Annotated in this window: 16 protein-coding genes; 10 read left to right on the top strand and 6 right to left on the bottom strand. The window is 58.9% G+C overall.

Going from position 1 to position 13,938, the window contains the following annotated elements:
- Positions 1-5 precede the first annotated feature (5 nt).
- The 5 genes from OKW39_RS21630 to OKW39_RS21610 all read left to right on the top strand — a co-directional run bounded on the left by OKW39_RS21630 (position 6) and on the right by OKW39_RS21610 (position 2,032).
- Positions 6-200 (top strand): YqaE/Pmp3 family membrane protein, encoded by a 195-nt coding sequence (locus tag OKW39_RS21630; protein WP_090812874.1) that lies wholly within the window; start codon positions 6-8, stop codon positions 198-200.
- A gap of 37 nt (positions 201-237) precedes the next feature.
- Positions 238-435, top strand: coding sequence for a hypothetical protein (locus OKW39_RS21625; protein ID WP_090812873.1), 198 nt, complete (start codon positions 238-240; stop codon positions 433-435).
- 9 nt (positions 436-444) lie between these two features.
- Positions 445-771: an H-NS histone family protein gene (locus OKW39_RS21620; RefSeq protein WP_090812872.1), complete on the top strand. Its 327-nt coding sequence runs from the start codon at positions 445-447 to the stop codon at positions 769-771.
- A gap of 77 nt (positions 772-848) precedes the next feature.
- Positions 849-1,331 carry a hypothetical protein gene (locus OKW39_RS21615; protein ID WP_244144998.1) on the top strand — a complete coding sequence of 161 codons (483 nt, stop codon included), beginning with the start codon at positions 849-851 and terminating at the stop codon, positions 1,329-1,331.
- Between the two features lie 14 nt (positions 1,332-1,345).
- Positions 1,346-2,032 carry an SOS response-associated peptidase family protein gene (locus tag OKW39_RS21610; RefSeq protein ID WP_429563579.1) on the top strand — a complete coding sequence of 229 codons (687 nt, stop codon included), beginning with the start codon at positions 1,346-1,348 and terminating at the stop codon, positions 2,030-2,032.
- Between the two features lie 245 nt (positions 2,033-2,277).
- Here OKW39_RS21610 and OKW39_RS21605 read toward each other — a convergent pair whose 3' ends face one another.
- Together OKW39_RS21605 and OKW39_RS21600 are read right to left on the bottom strand one after the other, a co-directional pair.
- Positions 2,278-3,708 carry an IS1182 family transposase gene (locus OKW39_RS21605; RefSeq protein WP_429563728.1) on the bottom strand — a complete coding sequence of 477 codons (1,431 nt, stop codon included), beginning with the start codon at positions 3,706-3,708 and terminating at the stop codon, positions 2,278-2,280.
- Between the two features lie 298 nt (positions 3,709-4,006).
- The gene (locus tag OKW39_RS21600) at positions 4,007-4,987 is read right to left on the bottom strand and encodes an NmrA/HSCARG family protein (RefSeq protein ID WP_187628926.1); all 981 of its coding nucleotides are present in this window, start codon (positions 4,985-4,987) and stop codon (positions 4,007-4,009) included.
- A 103-nt stretch (positions 4,988-5,090) separates the two neighbouring features.
- Here OKW39_RS21600 and OKW39_RS21595 point away from each other — a divergent pair, with 103 nt between their 5' ends.
- On the top strand, positions 5,091-5,990 hold the full coding sequence (locus OKW39_RS21595; RefSeq protein WP_187628925.1) for a LysR family transcriptional regulator: 900 nt from the start codon (positions 5,091-5,093) through the stop codon (positions 5,988-5,990).
- 489 nt (positions 5,991-6,479) lie between these two features.
- Here OKW39_RS21595 and OKW39_RS21590 read toward each other — a convergent pair whose 3' ends face one another.
- Complete coding sequence (locus tag OKW39_RS21590) at positions 6,480-7,685, bottom strand: caspase family protein (RefSeq protein WP_429563578.1); 1,206 nt, start codon at positions 7,683-7,685, stop codon at positions 6,480-6,482.
- 3 nt (positions 7,686-7,688) lie between these two features.
- Positions 7,689-8,036, bottom strand: a complete 348-nt coding sequence (locus OKW39_RS21585) for an effector-associated constant component EACC1 (protein ID WP_429563577.1) — start codon at positions 8,034-8,036, stop codon at positions 7,689-7,691.
- A 388-nt stretch (positions 8,037-8,424) separates the two neighbouring features.
- Between OKW39_RS21585 and OKW39_RS21580 the strand changes: the two genes are divergently transcribed.
- Both OKW39_RS21580 and OKW39_RS21575 read left to right on the top strand, forming a co-directional pair.
- On the top strand, positions 8,425-9,051 hold the full coding sequence (locus OKW39_RS21580; protein ID WP_429563576.1) for a tyrosine-type recombinase/integrase: 627 nt from the start codon (positions 8,425-8,427) through the stop codon (positions 9,049-9,051).
- Positions 9,052-9,451: 400 nt separating this feature from the next.
- Positions 9,452-10,015, top strand: coding sequence for a YSC84-related protein (locus OKW39_RS21575; protein ID WP_429563575.1), 564 nt, complete (start codon positions 9,452-9,454; stop codon positions 10,013-10,015).
- A 200-nt stretch (positions 10,016-10,215) separates the two neighbouring features.
- Here the strand turns inward: OKW39_RS21575 and OKW39_RS21570 are convergent, their stop codons facing one another.
- Positions 10,216-10,437 (bottom strand): YMGG-like glycine zipper-containing protein, encoded by a 222-nt coding sequence (locus OKW39_RS21570; RefSeq protein WP_133190412.1) that lies wholly within the window; start codon positions 10,435-10,437, stop codon positions 10,216-10,218.
- Positions 10,438-10,448: 11 nt separating this feature from the next.
- Positions 10,449-10,826: a hypothetical protein gene (locus OKW39_RS21565; RefSeq protein WP_429563574.1), complete on the bottom strand. Its 378-nt coding sequence runs from the start codon at positions 10,824-10,826 to the stop codon at positions 10,449-10,451.
- 291 nt (positions 10,827-11,117) lie between these two features.
- On the opposite strand from OKW39_RS21565, the gene OKW39_RS21560 reads away from it, so the two are divergent.
- Positions 11,118-12,077 (top strand): IS5 family transposase, encoded by a 960-nt coding sequence (locus OKW39_RS21560; RefSeq protein WP_429563573.1) that lies wholly within the window; start codon positions 11,118-11,120, stop codon positions 12,075-12,077.
- A gap of 1,020 nt (positions 12,078-13,097) precedes the next feature.
- Complete coding sequence (locus OKW39_RS21555; RefSeq protein WP_184032731.1) at positions 13,098-13,793, top strand: cysteine hydrolase family protein; 696 nt, start codon at positions 13,098-13,100, stop codon at positions 13,791-13,793.
- Positions 13,794-13,938: the final 145 nt, after the last annotated feature.

Here is a 13,938-nt window from a genome sequence, read left to right as displayed (position 1 = left end):
TCATTATGCGTTTGTTGCTTGCCATCGTTTTCCCATGGCTTCAGTTTTTCACGATCGGACGTCCCTTTGCAGGAATCATCTGCCTGCTGCTGCAGTTCACGCTGATCGGCTGGATTCCGGCCGCGATCTGGTCGGTCTATGCGTTGAGCCAGTACAAGACTGACAAGAAGATCGAGCGCGCTCTCGCGACTCGCGGATAAATTAGCCAGTCAACGCGCTCAGTCCACGAGACACCCCATGTCTGATGTAGCCTCACAGACCGAATGGAAGCAGGATTCGCCCTATGGCTGGTCGCACCCTAGCGGCTGGACCATCGGGCGATACGTCGTCGCTGGCGTACCGCGCTTCATGCTGTGGGAGGGTCGCGACCACCGGGGCAACTTCGATAGCCTCGACGCGGCTCAGGCCCAGCACCGCCTGCACACGAAAGCATAGGAGAATTACATGTCGACTTACCTTAAGCTCAAGACAGAGCTCGCGACGCTAGACCGCGAAATCGACATTGCGCTCGCCAAGGAAAAGGCCGGAGCCATTCGCGAGATCCAGGCCAGGATGGAGGAGTGGCATATCCCGCTGCACGACCTTCAGGAGGCGCCGGGCCGTCGTCGACCCAGGGTCAGGCAGACCGGCGCTCAGGAGCCGAAGTACAGAGACCCGTCCAGCGGAGCCACCTGGAGTGGACGTGGACGCGCGCCCGGCTGGATGGCGGGCAAAGCCCGTGCGGCCTTTGCGATTGCGCCGCCCGCGAATGCAGTAGCGGATAGCCGGTAGTCCGCCGGGGCACCATGCCCCATGCTGTTACCATTTCGTGAAGCCCGTTCAATGATGGCGGGCGATCCAACGGAGCGATGGACAAGATGGCGTCAAGCCGGAAGCGCGCAGGCGAGAAAAAGATGGCGCGCAGGCCACTTACCAAAACGAAGCTGTTGCCGATGAGCGCCGCACTGGCGCGCGAGCGGTCACTGTCCTATCACGTCGCGCTGGACTGCTGGCGTCGCGGCCACGGCAATGGTCGCATCGTCAACGAACTTACCCGGGCGACTTACATGGCGTGGTTTCTTCAGTGCGCCGGGTATGGCGGCGAACCCGTCGAACTGTTCAAGGCCGCTGAGTGTGTCGGAGAAATCACGTTGATGAAAGCGCACGAGAGCGGTAGGCAGGACGGCTGGTTACTCGACGAAGACTGCGTTTCCACGTTCACCGCGCTTCTCGCCCTGCACGACGCCCAGCTACGCACCGCCCCGCTGCATCAGTACGAGGGTGCCGAGCGGCGCCTGCTCGCCTTCCTGCAAGGACCCGAGCGCTCCCCCATTCCTGCTCCCATCGACTGACGGAGGAAAAGGTCATGTGTACCAGCTACGAAGCGCCCGGACAGATGGAATTCGAAGCGTTCAGCCTGTTCCCCAAACCCTCATTTGAATACCGCCGCGAGATCTACAAGGATTACGCTGCCCCGATTTTCCGCCACATCGACGGTCAGCTATCGACCGACGCTGCAACCTTTGGAATGGTCCCACGCGAGCGGATTCCGCCCGGGGTGAAGGTCTTTGACACGATGAACGCGCGGGCCGAGACTGTTGGTCAGAAGCGCAGCTTCAGCGGAGCGTGGAACCGGCTGCAACTCGCCCTTATCCCGTGTCACAGGTTCTATGAGCCATCGTATGAGACTGGGAAGGCTGTACGTTGGCGCATCGGGCTGGCTGACGGCAGCGCATGTGCCATAGCGGGCCTATGGCGCGCGTGGGACAACCTGGACGGCTCGCAGCGCTTGTCCATGACCATGTTGACTGTCAATGCCGACGAGCATCCGTTGATGAAGCGATTTCACAAGCCCGGCGTCGAGAAGCGCGGCGTCGTCGTGCTTCCGCAATCCGAGCACGTCGACTGGCTTTCGTGCCGAAGCACTGACGAAGCCAGATCTTTCCTGCGGTTGCTGACAGCCGATGCCTTGAAGGCGGAGCCATACCCGCTTCCGCCACGCGCACGGACCGCGCCTGCCCCGGACCAGGGCGATCAACCGTCCCTTATCTAGCTGACAGGGCCGACTCCAATCCGTGCATCTCTCGCACCGTCGGGCCAAAAAAGATCGTTCTCTACGGGTTTTCTCGGGTGCCAACTTGCCGACAGGCAGTAGTCGGCCCAGACTGTGTCAAAACGCGTGGCCACTGGGAATTGACGAAACCTGTTCCGGCGCACGTCGCGGCTTGTCGTTTGCAGCAATCTGAACGCAAATCACAGTCGAACATATCGCAAAGGCTCAACAGCCCCGTACGGGCATCATGCCCGCATCGCCTTCATAACCGCTTCTGAACCGAGTAGCTTGATCACCCGCTTCATGTTGTACGCCAGCACGTGCAAGCTCATCTCCGTACTCACCCGCCCGATGGTCCGTGTCAGGAAATGAGTGGCGCCCATCCATGCCTTGATCGTGCCGAACGGGTGCTCGACAGTCTGTCGCCGGATGCGCATCATCTCAGGCGCATGATCAAGTCGCGCCTGCATCTCATCAAGAACAGCTTCGTGTTCCCAGCGGGTCACGCGACGTTGAGGACCCGGCGTGCAGTCCCCTTTTAGCGAACATTGCTGGCAATTCGAACTCCAATACTTACTGATCTTCAGGCCGCGCTCAACGGTCGAGAATCGCCAGATGAGCCGCTCGCCTGCTGGGCACCGATATTCGTTCATCTTTGCGTTGTAAATGAAATCTTCCTTGCCGAAGCGGCCATGAGCCGTTGCGCTCGATGTCACCGTCTTCGGAACAAACACGCTTATTCCAGCCTCATGACATGCGAGTAGCTCCTCGCTCTTGTAGTAGCCGCGATCCGCAACTGCGGTGAGCTTGTCGACGGCCATCTCCTCACGCGCCAGCTTCGCCATCGACGTCAACTGATCACGATCAATGCCATCATTCGTAACGACGTGCGCGACGATCAGATGGTGCTTCGTGTCAACCGCCGTCTGGACGTTGTAGCCGACGACTCCCGTTCCTCGTGTCTTCATCGAACGGGCATCGGGATCCGTGAGCGACACCTGTCGGTCCGGTGCTTCGTTCAGTTTAACCTCGATTTCCTTGAGGCTTCGCATCTGTTCCTTCAAGGCCGCGATCTTGTCTTGCAGTCGCTCTGTTCTGGCCTTCGCGATTGCAGGCTCCTGACGATCGGCTGTGTCCATCGCCTCGAGATAGCGAGCGATACTTGACTCGATGTCGCGCATGCGTCGTTCGAGCTTGGCGCTTGTGAAGTTGCGATCACGATGGTTCACCGCCTTGAACTTGCTGCCGTCGATCGCAACGAACGCTTCAGCGAAAAGGTCCAGACGCTGGCATAGCATGACGAACTGACGACAGACGCTGCGGATTGCTTTGCCGTTGTCTTTACGGAACCGCGCAATGGTCTTGAAGTCCGGCGCCAAGCGGCCCGTGAGCCACATCAGTTCGACGTTGCGCTGAGCCTCGCGTTCAAGGCGACGGCTGGATTGAATACGGTTCAAGTAACCGTAGATGTAGATCTTGAGCATCACCTCCGGATGATACGAAGGCCGCCCTGTCAGCGCTGGCTCAACACCTTCAAACCCAAGCTTCTGAAGATCAAGCTCATCTACAAAAACATCGACTACACGCACGGGATTGGTGTCCGTCACGTAGTCGTCAAGTGCTTCAGGGAGGAGAAAGCTTTGTGTACGACTGTCGCCTTGAACGAACCGCTTCATCTCGCCCATCCTCCGCTATCGGATGAGCCATTTTAACCTGTCAAAATGGCGTTTTGACACAGTCTGGGCCAACAGCGGTCGGTCATAGTTGACCGCTTTCGGGGTTCCTGCTCGCTTTACAGGAACCCGGAAGGACGCCGGCCAGATGTCAACTTCCTGCACCGCGGCCCATTTCGCCGCCGGAGCCGTGGAGCATTTTTTGCGATAAGAAATACCGGTCGAGCTTTACCTCGGAAGGGCGTATGTTGATAAGCCCTCCGAGCCAGACGGCCTTTTAGTCGACCGCGTGCGTAATCGTCTATAAACCCGTTGCAACCCGGAAGCTGGTGAGTTCTCCACGCCAACCACTGCGCCGCAGAAAACCTTCCCATGTCAGTGCGTCGGGATCGTTTCGCCGGCTCCACGTCAAGTCTCGTTCTGGCGCGTAGTACCCGTATTCGACCGCATAGGTAACCATTCCCACAAGTTCGCGCACCAGCCACTCATCGGCACCGAACGCGGGAAAGTGACGTAGTAATTCCTCGCGCGTATACGCTGAGGCGTAGTGCGCACGCCGGCCTGTTACGCGGACGAAGGTGTCCACAATCTCGCGCGCGGTCAGGACCTCACCGATCACCGGCAGGGTTTGGCCGGAATAAGACTCCGGCTCGTCAAATTGCGCCAGAACCGCGGGACCGGTTGCGGTCAGCGGATCGACAAATGGCACGGGCGTATCTGGCGGCAGATAGACGGCGAAGCTGAGGCTGTCGTCGGTTTCCGGCCGTGGTACGTAGTACTCAAGGAAGTTGCTGTAGAAAAAAGCGAGCTGGATGAAGGAGCTGCGCAGCGGCAGCGTGCGCAAGTATGCCTCCACCAAGGCCTTTTCGGTGAAGTGTGGCGCCCACAGGGTGCCCCCCGTGCGAGCCTCAACGTTTTCGAGGCTGCTCCAGACAATATGCTCCACGCCCGCGGCGAGCGCCGCATCAGCCAACTCGAGCCCCAGCGCCAATTCGGGGCGGCCCGGCGGCGGCACGGGCGCTATTGGCGGTGTCATCAGGAAGGCACCGTACGAGCCGCGCATAGCCGCGGCAAGCTCGGCTTGGCGACCCGCCTCCAACGGCGCGATGACGATCTCGGCGCCGCGCTGGGCCAGTTCGCGCATGGGTGCGCTATCTGCACTTCGTGCGAGAGCGCGCACGCGGTAGCGACCGCTATCCAGCAGGGCGCAGGCCACGCTGCGGCCTTGCTTGCTGGAGGCGCCAGCGACGGTGATCAAGGGCAATGGTGCAAAAGGCGTCATGAGACTCTCCATACAGGCACGCAACACGCGCGCCGACATGTGCAGTCTGGACAAAAAATGCTATAGAGTGAAATCGTCAATCTCTTGCTCTACTATCCATGCCATGGATACCAAACGCATAGACCTGAACCTGTTGGTCACCCTCGAAGCCTTGCTCGCAGAGCAAAACGTGACGCGCGCTGCCCGCCGCCTACACCTTAGCCAACCAGCGGTAAGTGCGCAGCTCGCACGCTTGCGCGACCTGTTTGGTGACCCGTTGCTGATCCCGGCGCAACGCGGCATGACTCCCACGGCGAAAGCCGACGAACTGCTGGCGCCCTTGTGCAATGCGCTTGATCAATTGCGTGCAACGGTGATCCAGCATGGCCATTTCGATCCCGCGCGGGCGCAACTAACTATGGCTATCGCCTGCACCGACTATCTACAGGCTGCGCTTGTGCAGCCGCTACTCCTGGAGCTTCGACAACAGGCGCCTGGTGTGCGGATAGCGTTGCGTATGCTGGACGTTCCGCAACTGCCAACGCAAATGGCTCACGGCGAGGTCGACCTCGCGTTTATGACGCCCAGTGACGCCCCGACTGGCCTGCGCAGCCGCCACCTGTTTAACGAACGCTACGTGATGATAGGCCGCCGCGACCATCCCAAGCTGCGACGAAAGCTCACGGTTTTGCAGTTCGCGCAGCTTGAGCATGTCATCGTGTCGCTACGCGGCGGCGACTTCGTCACGCCCGTGGACGACGCGTTGGCGGCCCTAGGCCTTCGGCGCAACGTGGTGCTGTCCGCGGCCTCCTTCCTGTTTGTGCTGGATATCGTGTCCCGCTCCGACCTCGTTGCTCTAGTGCCGCAACGGCTTGTGCGCGATCACACCGATGCATTGCGGATCGTAGAATGCCCGATTTCCGTTCCGGGCTTCGAGGTGGGCATGCTGTGGCATGAGCGCAGTCACGGACACACCGGCCATCGCTGGGTGCGCGAGATCCTTAGGGCGTTGGTCGCCGGGTGAGGCGGGTTTGCAAAGGGCGGGGCGGAACGGCCGTCTCACGGCGGTCTAAGCACGCGCGCAACGACTGAGTTGACAGGCAATCTGGTTAATTTGAATGACCCCTTTTCAGCGATCAGACTGAGGGGAACAATGTCTGTAACGGGTCGTGTTCAGCCGACCGCGTCGGGCAGCAGTCGGCCAATTGCTGGCCTTCACATTGTCCGTCACGCGGCCAATAGAGCGTCTGCTCCGCGCGATACAGCGACCATCGTTTCTTACAGTGTTGCGCTTAACGTCATGCTTTCGGTATGACACAGGTACGCGCATGAGCGAAACATTCAGGTGTCTACCTCAGGGCGAACGGGAGCCAGGCTTCGTCTCGTAGTCCGGAACAGTGACAGCGTTGTTTCATAAACGTGAACACTCGCTCTCTGGTGGAAGCCGCAACTGGATTTGCGCAACGCCCGCGGCCTTAAGTCCTTCAGACGCGGGACGTTATCAAGCCGATCGTTACGAGGTATTCCGTACCTGAACGCTGAAAGCGACTGCCTTAGGCTCTTGCCGCCATGACGTCATTCGCGAGGTGCGGGTGGCCAGCGTCAGTTTCCCAACAACACTCAGGCTCCCCGGACGGAGGCGCACGGGGCTCTCGCTGATTTGGGTGCTGGCCGGTGCAAGGTCGATTACTTGTTGGTAATGAAACGATTCGCCTCCAACTTGAGACAATGCTTCGCATGTCGCATCGGCCATGACCTCTACCCGATACGGCAATATGTTTTGGAGTTCGATAACCAATCGGGTAAACGAGTCTTCCGGGCCAATTGTCTTCATGACCTTTCCTTGCGCATCCGTCAGGAAGACCCGGACGGCGATGTGGCCCACCAAGAAGACCTGTCTCTTCCTGAACATCGCACGCCAAAAAATTGGCTCGCTCAAAACATCTTCCCGCGGCGACTCCAATGCGCGGTTTCGGGCAATTTTAAACAGGCCGCCGTCATTCGAATTATTCCTCTGCGGAAGGGGCATATCACTTTCTCTGCCGACCTGTCGCTTAACCGCCTGGAATACCTGATCGACCGTGAGCACTGCTCCGGCTGTGGCAATTCCACCATCGAGTACGTTTACGAGCGCCTTGGTAAATGATGTGAGCCTTTCGCCTGGCGGCGCCAGCGCTTTGTAATCACCGGGTACGGCGCCGATTCCATAGGTGCCGCTTATATCTATTGCATCACCGACGTCATCGCCGCCGCTCATTTCACCATCGAGTGCGCGGCCGGCATAGCAGCAATCCAAAATAAGGATTCGCTTACGTGCGGGAGAGTCCCGCATCGCATCTTTTATATCGGTAACCCGGATAGCGCTTGACCGCTTCATGTCGCTAGTAGTTGTCCCGGCAGCGAGATAAAGGGGGCACTTCCTGTCCCCATAAAGACCATGTCCGGAATAGTAAATAAGCAGTGTATCCGTTGCTTCGAGGGCGTACCTCGCTACCGATCGAACCACAGTGCCCGCCTCTTCGACGTCGATCAGAGTGGTGATACAAGCGGGCGGCAGGCCAACGACGTGGGGATGGCCGAACAGTTTGCGTAGATCGGCGATATTGTTTTCGACCTGGGGGAGCGGCGGCAACCGTTCCATATCCTCGTGGCACCTGGTGGTGCCAATGAAGATCACACGCGACTCTGACTCGTACGAGAGATCGGGCGGGTACTTCATGATTCACTCTTCAAACAGCGTTTTTGCCTGTTCAACGAGCTCGGCAATCGGCGGCGGGTTTACGCAAACAATGGTCAGGGATTTTGATCCCTGCTTGAGCGTAATCGTCGTCTGTGGCGTGCGCGCCTGAATATACCGGTGCACGCTTTTAACCACCGCGACGACGGCTGGCGAAGCGAGAATAACGGTCAGCAAGGGCAGCAGCAACGGCCCCTGCTCTCCGGACTTTGCGGGCTCCTCTTGCTGACTGACTTTCTGGACGCCGGCGAGGCGACCATCATGAAGCCAAGAGCAAAGGTCGGTTGCCTGAGCGGCGCCGTCGCCGCATTCCACGATCAGGGGTAGTGCCACGACGTTGGACTCCAATCGGCTGACGCCCAAGCTTACTACTGAATTGCGCCGATGTGTCAGATGGCGGAATTGGTTGGTCGACGGGCGCCGGCAGGCGGCCGCGCGGGCATCTCTCGTGAAGCCGTCACTTTTCCCGCGCTTATCACGGCAAAGATCCCGAAACGCGCGTCGCTTGGGGGAGAGGATGGCGACGGTCGGCAGCTGCTCGGCATCATGCGAAGCTTTCCATACGGCCGAGGACCCTCCGGCTGACATAATTGCTCAAACGGCCGTTGTACCCTTGGAAGCCGCCGTTAAGGGTACGTGGGATCGAAGGGCAGTTGTGGGTCGGGTAGCGCCCATTGCGCCAGACGCAAACTGGATCTCCTTCAACTGAAAGGAGATTGTCATGAGCACATCAAACGACTCGGTCCCGACGCGGGTCCCGTGGAACAAAGGGAGATTAACCGGTCAGAAGCCACCGCTGAAGCTGAAGGAAATCTGGGCGATACGCGTGCGGCTGCAGCTCTCGTCCCGCGTGCGAGATCTGGCAATGTTCAATCTCGGCATCGACAGCAAGCTTCGCGCTTGTGATTTGACGAAGCTGCGCGTTCGCGATGTTTGTCACGGGGAGCACGTTGCCAGCCGCGCGATGATCATGCAGCAGAAGACGCAACGGCCGGTTCAGTTCGAGATTACCGAACAGACTCGTGAGAGTGTGGCAGCATGGATAAGGCATGCGGAGCTGCACGGAACCGACTTCCTGTTCCCGAGCAGAATTCACGGCTCTCCGCACTTGTCGACACGGCAATATGCCCGGCTGGTTCATCGATGGATCGCGTCAATCGGCCTTGACGACACGGCCTACGGCACCCACACGATGCGGCGGACCAAGGCGTCGTTGATCTATCGTCGCACTAAGAACCTCAGGGCTGTCCAGTTGTTACTCGGCCACACGAAACTTGAAAGTACAGTGCGATACCTCGGCATCGAGGTAGATGATGCACTCGAAATCGCCGAGCAGACGGAGGTGTAGATTGTCAGGCCGGTTAGCGAGCGGTCGCCGGCCATCTACGGTCATTGGCCCGCGCTCTCGCACCGACATTCGAGGGGCGGCTCCTTTACGGATACCGGACCGTCAGGTCCAAAACATGCCCGTCAAGTCATTGTCCGGACCTTCGTCCGGTCAGCGGACCACGTAGCGCTTGTCGATTGCGGAACGCACGCCTTGACGAAAAGCTCGTCGCGCGGCGAGCAAGCCGACTCCGCAGGATTGCGGGACCGGGATGGCTGCCGGGGGCCTGCCACGTCGCTATGAGACCAAGGTCCAGTTGTCTTGACGGCAAGCAGGTGCCACTATTCATATGGTCGGAGAAGATCCCGATGCGGGAGTTCGTTTCATATCGCCAGGTCGCCTTTCGCATGGAGCGCGTGTCATGAGCAAGTGTCTGTGGCTTTTTCTCGTGGTCCCGCTTTTGCTGCTCACGGCAGCCTGTTCAACGCAAGGGACTTCGTCGCCAGGAACGGGTGATCCAGAACTGGAGGCGCAAGCGCGCGCGGCGCTGCAGCAACTGTTTGACACGGCGCCCAGAGCCAGGGACCTTCATGATCGGGCGAAGGCAGTTCTCGTGTTTCCGAACATCGTCAGGGCGGGCCTCGGGGTCGGCGCGCAAGGCGGAAGAGGCGTACTGTTCGGTTCCGACGGCAAAGTCCTAGGCTACTTCAGAAACACTGGGGTTTCGTGGGGCCTGCAGGCTGGTGCGCAGACGCTCTCGGAGGCGTTGTTTCTGATGACCGACGCAGCCGCGCGCCAACCCTTCGATAGTAGTGGTTGGGCCGTTGGCGTAGGCCCGACCGTTGTAGTCGTGGATGCGGGCGCAGCCAGATCGATGAACACCACAACACTGCAGGCTGACGTCTACGCATTTATCTTTGGTCAGCAAGGATTGATGGCCGGGCTTGGCGTACACGGCCAACGGATTACGAGGCTCAATCCGTGAAGTGAGCGACGGCACCGCGGAGATGGAGTTCCTCTTCGCCGCGCGCACGTACAACTCCTTGAATCCGTCACCATCGCTCATATCGGTGCCTCTTCCTCTGGTTGTCACCGCGAACGTTGGCTCGATATTCACGCTACGCTGCTCCAGCTCTCCGCCGGCATGATTCGCCTTCACCTGGTCAACAACCTGTACAGGCAGGCCTATTGATGACCACCCCGCATATTGCCGGCCACAGCACCCGCCGCGCCGCCGATAATCGCACCGGTCCACGCATCACCGCCTGCGATTGCCGCGATACCCGCGCCGCCCGCCGCCCCTATCGCCCCGCCGCTCACCGTGCCCTGCTGCCGCGGAGTCATGTCCGTGCAGCCGATCGCGGCGACCAGGGTACCGATGCTAACGAACCATCCAAGTCGCTTCATGACCGTCTTCCTTACTGGTTCTTGTTCAGCCCGGGCACGACCATCTGAAACCAGAGGGTCTCAATCACCGGATGCTGGACCATCGTTGGATTGGCTGCGTAGTAGTTATCCAGCCCCTGACGTACGCTGTCGAGCGTCTGGCCCTGCATGCCTTTGCCAAATCGCTGTGGGATGTCGTTGCGGTTCGACGTAGCACCGCCATAGGCGCGTTCGACGTCCAACAGGTTGGCGATACCCACGAGATACGCTTTCTTCTCCGCCTCCGACGACGCCATCCATTGTTGGCCGGTGACAATTGGAATGCCTTCCGCGCGCGCGACATTGCCCATCATGGAAAGCGAAAGCAGAATCATGAAAAGTGGCGTTCGCCAATGTGGTTTGATTGCCATCACATACTCCGTGGAGGTTATCTTCTCCGGCTTCGGGCCAATTGCTGGAGCCCGTGTCGGTTAATGCCATCCCCGAGGCGGTATGTCTCGTGGAATTTCCCTGCTGGCTCATAGGATCGGCAGAGCTGGTCATTTGCCACATAACCACATCGACGACAAAATCGCGTGATGCATTGGCGTTGTTGCAAAAATCACGGCGCTTGGCAGTGACGTTTACGCGCAACGCTCGGGTTGACCAGGATGTTAACTTCACTTCGAACTGCGTAGATTCTCGATTTTTTCGCCAAGAAGATGCGCAAGGACGAACGCAAGGCAAGCGAGCCCAAAGGTGCATACCGCGTCAAGAACTGGCGTGAATACAACGCGGGCTTGATTGCGAGAGGCGATGTGACCATGTGGATTGGTGAAAGCGTACTGACGCAGCTATCCGAAGCTGGCTTGACCAGGCGCGGCCGACCGCGCATCTACAGCGATGCGGCGATCCAGATGCTGCTCGGCCTCAAGCAGGTTTTTCATCTGCCGCTGCGCGCTGTGCAGGGCTTCGTGCTCAGTCTGCGCAAACTCGCCTACCCGGGCTTGCCGGTGCCGAACTACACGACCTTGAGCCGCCGCGCACAGACACTGAAGGTTGTACTGCCAACGCGGCGCGCCAACGAGCCCTTGCACCTGGTGGTCGACAGCACCGGCCTGAAGGTCTACGGCGAAGGCGAGTGGAAGGTACGCAAGCACGGCTGGTCCAAACGTCGCACGTGGCGCAAGGTGCACTTGGCGATGGATGCGAACACGGGCCAGATCTGCGCCGCGCTTATGACCCATCAAGACGAAGGCGATGGCGAAGTTCTGCCCGATTTGCTCGACCAGATTCCTGCTGATGTGGCAATCGATACCATCGGCGGCGACGGCGCCTACGACACCAAGGTATGCCATGCGCGAATTGCTGCGCGCGCAGCGGTCCCTTCGATTCCGCCACGTGAGGGCGCGACGCCGTGGCCAGCGAGCACGCCCGGCGCGGCCTGGCGCAATGCTGCCATCGACGCGATCGCGGCAAGCAGCAGACGTGAATGGAAGCAGGCGAGTGGCTACCATCGTCGCTCGCTGGCAGAGGCCCTGATGTACCGGCTCAAGATCCTCACGGGCTCCTGCCTGTGGGCTCGCGAGATTGGCTCCCAGGCAACCGAAGTCTCGATTCGTGCAGGCGTGCTCAACCGCATGGCGGCCATCGAACGCCCGCAGTCCGTCCGTATCGCCTGAGATCGGCATCACAGAGGGCATGTTGTCTCTACGCCTGATTAATGCAACAACGCTGATGCATTTGGCGGAGTAACCGAGGCGACATCTCGACTCAAACAGCAATGCTGTTCTGGCTTCGCTGTGCCTGATTCCATTTAGAGTCTACTGCGCTTCTCATAATTTCCAAGGCCTTTGTCGCGATGCCAAATCCCAGGTGGATAACACGGCGTATGTGGAGGATTGCTTACATGCGAAACGAATAGAACTGCTCAGCCGCAGCCCTGGTGATGCCATCTGCGTACCCCGAAACCCTCGATTCCCGACCATCTGATGCCGACGACCGGTCCGCAATCCCGTCGCACCGAACGGCCGCTCCAGTTTTTCAAGAGACGTAGACCTTTCGGCGCCGCATAGGGCCGCTCAGGGTCGCGTGCTACCGATCGAAGCCTCCCGATGGTTCAGGCATTGCATGCTAACTGCATGAGGCAGCACGCGGCCATCAAGAGACACCGACCATGCAGCTTCGAATGACCGGAGCACTGCCGAGTCCGGCCATTCGATGGAGATTGCGCTACTGTGCTCCGGCCTCCTGCCCTGAGCTACCGCAAACGGCTTGCGCTGTTGTTTTCCTCATCGGTCACGTTATTGCTGCTCATTTTGAGACAGACGAGGAGTTCCCGATCGAATTGTGGCGAATGGCAGAACTGGTAAAGCGCTTCCCGGCCAGCATCTTCACAACTGGTTGAAATGCCGATCAATTTGATCTGACAAATAGAGTGCGAACTCTGCCACTTTGAGATTCCAAAGCGGTCAATTGAACGAGGTACTTCCTTCACTAGCGCATAAAAGCTGAAGATGAACCTCGACTTCGGTTCCAGACTAGATCGTGGTCGTCGCGGAGCGCTTCGACTGCTCCGGCAGTCTTGGTTGGGCGGCAGAATCTGCCCTGTTTTTGTCAGAGTGTTCCCCTTTGGAATCTGCAATACTTAATTGGTATGCCTGAATACTAAGGCGCTATGACCCCATTAGGGAGGCTCAGATATGTTGTTCACGCATCGCAACCCCGAGATGGAACTTGACCACAAGCGCACGGCGCTCGTGCTGGTCGACATGCAAAACGAGTTTTTTGAAGAAAAGACCGGGACCTACTACGAGCTGATCGCGGACTCGCTGAAAGAACGGAACGTGATCTCACACACGGAACAGCTTCTCAAAACTGCACAAGAGTTGGGCTACTACATCCTTCACTCCCCCCACTGGTACTACCCAACAGATCTTCAATGGGTGGTTCCCGGTGGCGCTATCGCGCATTACCTCGGAGGGATTGGTTTCTGCGGGCGCAAGGACCCGGTGGACCTGGAGGGCTTTGCTCACTCGCGGGCGGACTATTACGAGCCGTTCAAGAAGTATCTGATGGACGGACACACCTGCAACACATCACCGCACAAGCACTTTGGAACGATGGCGAATGACATGGTCAAGCAGCTCCGGATGCGCAAAGTGGAGAAAGTCATCATGGCTGGCCCGGCGGCGAATATCTGCCTGGAATCTCACATGCGTGACCTCATCGAAGCTGGTTTCGAGGTTGCAATGGTACGGGACGCGGTAGCGGGACCGAAGAACGAGGAAGGCGACGGCTATGTGGCTGCCATGGTCAATTGGCGCTTCATGGCGAACGGTCTCTGGACGACTGAGGAAGCTGTGAACAAGATGAAGGCTGCTGCGACAGCCGCTTAGCTTTGCGCTTGTGGCGGGCGGCTCTGTGGGCAAGTCCGCTTCAACCAACCTGAGGAATAAAGAACTATGAGTGATATCCAGAAAGTTGTAGTTGTGACGGGATCATCCCACGGGATCGGTGCGGCGTTTGTGAACGCTTATCGCG

Source organism: Paraburkholderia sp. MM6662-R1, assembly GCF_050436245.1.
GTDB classification, from domain to species: Bacteria; Pseudomonadota; Gammaproteobacteria; order Burkholderiales; family Burkholderiaceae; genus Paraburkholderia; species Paraburkholderia tuberum.
This window is presented reverse-complemented; position numbering and strand designations above follow the sequence as displayed.

Bases quoted from the DNA above. Each gene is read 5' to 3' on its own strand.
- OKW39_RS21630 (WP_090812874.1), top strand. From the start codon at position 6: ATGCGTTTGTTGCTTGCCATCGTTTTCCCATGGCTTCAGTTTTTCACG.
- OKW39_RS21625 (WP_090812873.1), top strand. From the start codon at position 238: ATGTCTGATGTAGCCTCACAGACCGAATGGAAGCAGGATTCGCCCTAT.
- OKW39_RS21620 (WP_090812872.1), top strand. From the start codon at position 445: ATGTCGACTTACCTTAAGCTCAAGACAGAGCTCGCGACGCTAGACCGC.
- OKW39_RS21615 (WP_244144998.1), top strand. From the start codon at position 849: ATGGACAAGATGGCGTCAAGCCGGAAGCGCGCAGGCGAGAAAAAGATG.
- OKW39_RS21610 (WP_429563579.1), top strand. From the start codon at position 1,346: ATGTGTACCAGCTACGAAGCGCCCGGACAGATGGAATTCGAAGCGTTC.
- OKW39_RS21605 (WP_429563728.1), bottom strand. From the start codon at position 3,708: ATGAAGCGGTTCGTTCAAGGCGACAGTCGTACACAAAGCTTTCTCCTC.
- OKW39_RS21600 (WP_187628926.1), bottom strand. From the start codon at position 4,987: ATGACGCCTTTTGCACCATTGCCCTTGATCACCGTCGCTGGCGCCTCC.
- OKW39_RS21595 (WP_187628925.1), top strand. From the start codon at position 5,091: ATGGATACCAAACGCATAGACCTGAACCTGTTGGTCACCCTCGAAGCC.
- OKW39_RS21590 (WP_429563578.1), bottom strand. From the start codon at position 7,685: ATGAAGTACCCGCCCGATCTCTCGTACGAGTCAGAGTCGCGTGTGATC.
- OKW39_RS21580 (WP_429563576.1), top strand. From the start codon at position 8,425: ATGAGCACATCAAACGACTCGGTCCCGACGCGGGTCCCGTGGAACAAA.
- OKW39_RS21575 (WP_429563575.1), top strand. From the start codon at position 9,452: ATGAGCAAGTGTCTGTGGCTTTTTCTCGTGGTCCCGCTTTTGCTGCTC.
- OKW39_RS21570 (WP_133190412.1), bottom strand. From the start codon at position 10,437: ATGAAGCGACTTGGATGGTTCGTTAGCATCGGTACCCTGGTCGCCGCG.
- OKW39_RS21565 (WP_429563574.1), bottom strand. From the start codon at position 10,826: ATGGCAATCAAACCACATTGGCGAACGCCACTTTTCATGATTCTGCTT.
- OKW39_RS21560 (WP_429563573.1), top strand. From the start codon at position 11,118: ATGCGCAAGGACGAACGCAAGGCAAGCGAGCCCAAAGGTGCATACCGC.
- OKW39_RS21555 (WP_184032731.1), top strand. From the start codon at position 13,098: ATGTTGTTCACGCATCGCAACCCCGAGATGGAACTTGACCACAAGCGC.